The following is a 2,475-nucleotide window of genomic DNA, read 5'->3' as shown; positions in this document are numbered from 1 at the left end:
TGGCTCATAGGGGCTTTCTCCTTCTTGGTGTGTTGTCGGCAAACATCACTTTACCAAGGGAGAAGCTCTTTTTCTATGTTCGCTTTTTCCATTTCCTACCCCCACGGAAATTTTACACTAACTTGGCTATGAATGGAATAGATAATTCCCGCACCTCCCGCATTTAGCACGCCCGGGGCGATTTAAGTCAACAGAATTTTTTTTGGGTACATCTTGAGCACACAACAAGTGTTTTCTTAAAACGTTCTTTTCCTCGATTTACAGCTTTTGTCTCATTAAAATAGTCAACCGCCTTTATAATTGCAAGAACAATCGATATTAAAACAGCTATCGCAAAAATTGGGGGAGAGATTGCGCATAGTAGTATGATTGCCCCAAATATGATATACATTTTTATACGCTTTGATTTTATTTCATCTTCGTCAATTAACGTGTACTCTATCCGCCCACTCCGAATCAATCTTACGAAACCGTTATTATACAACCCAAAACAATAGGTAAAATCAAGCTTATCAATATAGACCCACATTGAAACTCCATCACTTCGCCCTTTTTCGTGAAAGCGTAAATAAGTGATAGTACCATCCAAATCAACGCAAAGATCAGATTTTATCAATAGCGTTGCATAAACATTGCTTTTCTATCGTTTATAGAATTTTCTGAAAACGGACCTGCCGCCGTATAGGCTAAAAAGTTAAGGGGGCTATGCATGCAAGGCAGTTATTGTCCATTTGGTAATATCTAGGATTTCAAGGTGCTGATTACCTTTTCTTGCTTTGCGTTGCCTTAGCTCTTCACGACCTTCTGCCGACCTTTCGAAGTGCGTGCTGGTTTTCGAAATACAGCCGCTTTAAAAACTTCCCACGACTTGGTGAGATTCGATTTTAGTAGTCGGCTTAGATCAAGCAGCGACTTAGTTGTCGAGAGCTCCAGTTTCATCAGGAGCAGAAGGCAGTAACTAATCAGGCAAATCAGGATCTGGTTCCATACGGCGTTTTCATCTTCACCGTAGAATCGCGTCAACTTCAGATGCTGCTTCAACCATCGGAAGAAGGTTTCAATCTTCCAGCGATTGCGGTACAAGTCGCCGATTTCTTCAGCGGTCAGATCGAATCGGTTCGTTATGATTCGGATGGGATTTCCTTTTAAATCGACGGTTTCGATGAGGCGAAGAACATGCTTCATCTGTTTGGCCCCTTTGCCGATCTTCACCATGCGATCCCGAGTCATGACCGAGCCTTCCGCTGTTGGAAATTCATCCATCACTTCGACAATAGCATTGTCTTTCAACCGAGTAACGAAGAAGACCCCATCCCAGCAGTACTGGTCGTATTTCTCGTAGTCCACGTAGCCGCGGTCAAATACATAAGTAGCGCCGGTTTCATCGATGAGCGCATCCATTTGGGTGCGATCTGACGGCTTGGCCGGAATGAGCACGGCCTTCTCCGGATAGACCGTATCCCGATCACAGAAGGTCACGCGTAAGTGGAGTTTCACGCCGGCTTTCGTTTTCCGGTACGTTGCCCACTTGTACTTGCTAAGACACAGACTCATGGTCGTGGAATCCAGCAATTTAACCGTACCGACTCGCCCAGCGGCAGGCGTGCGAATGCGAGTGACCTGAGCGACCAGATCGACAAATAGCTGCTGTAAAAGTTCCGGCGACAGCTTGTTGTTCTTCCTGGAAAGCTGCGAAATACTGATGGAGGTGATGCCGAGTTCTTTCTGGAAGGCTTCGTTATTCTCAATTTCGGTGACAATGTCCCGCAAAGCCTTGCGCTGATTCAGCTGAGCGTCCATGAAGATGAGAAGGTACGCTAGAGTGGTAAGCTTCTTCACATACTTGTCTTCGCCGGTTTCTGTGGTCCAGTCGGAAATTATTTTTGCATTTAAGGGTGCAACCCATTTACCAAATGACGAAAGTAGTGTATCCTTGTCCATGCGTGATCTCCTATGATTAGGGATTTGGACAGGACTACCTGCTACCCTAATTATGGAGATTTTTTCTTGCAATGGACGTCTTTAATTTAACACTTTTAGCACAATTTAGAATAACAGAGAAGGGTTCGAATTTAATGCAACGCTATTGAGATTTTATATTTAGTAATGAAACTAACTCACGATGTTGGTCGGCATCGGGTAAATACGTGGGTAGTGTCCCGTCAAGTGGTGTAAAATCGATTTCTACTGCGTGACCTAGATTTACTTCTGCAAGAGCGTAGTGGATGCAAGGGGGAGTTGCTCTCCTTGGACGACTTTGGCCATGGATTCAAGACTGAAATAACGGCGTGCGACGGTCCATTCATCCTGCTGCTCGATCAAAATGGCACCGATCAGTCGGATAACGGATTCCCGATTTGGAAAGATTCCTACTACGTCTGAACGTCGGCGGATCTCCCGATTCAAGCGCTCTAACGGATTGGTGGAATGAATTTGCCGCCAATGCTCCCTGGGAAAGGCCATGTAGGCCAGTAC

General features: G+C 45.1%; 2 protein-coding genes. Both read right to left on the bottom strand.

The genetic code is table 11. The features are described 5' to 3' along the window. Nucleotides 1-786: 786 nt before the first annotated feature. Complete coding sequence (locus FE781_RS17245; RefSeq protein ID WP_138790838.1) at nt 787-1,941, bottom strand: IS4 family transposase; 1,155 nt, start codon at nt 1,939-1,941, stop codon at nt 787-789. 261 nt (nt 1,942-2,202) lie between these two features. Next, the coding region (locus FE781_RS17240; RefSeq protein ID WP_211346401.1) for a transposase at nt 2,203-2,475 on the bottom strand (273 nt) is incomplete at its 5' end.

The organism is Paenibacillus thermoaerophilus, assembly GCF_005938195.1.
Lineage (GTDB): Bacteria > Bacillota > Bacilli > Paenibacillales > Reconciliibacillaceae > Paenibacillus_W > Paenibacillus_W thermoaerophilus.
The sequence above is the reverse complement of the archived record's forward strand: the minus strand, read 5'-3'. Positions and strand labels throughout refer to the sequence as shown.

Bases quoted from the DNA above. Each gene is read 5' to 3' on its own strand.
- FE781_RS17245 (WP_138790838.1), bottom strand. From the start codon at position 1,941: ATGGACAAGGATACACTACTTTCGTCATTTGGTAAATGGGTTGCACCC.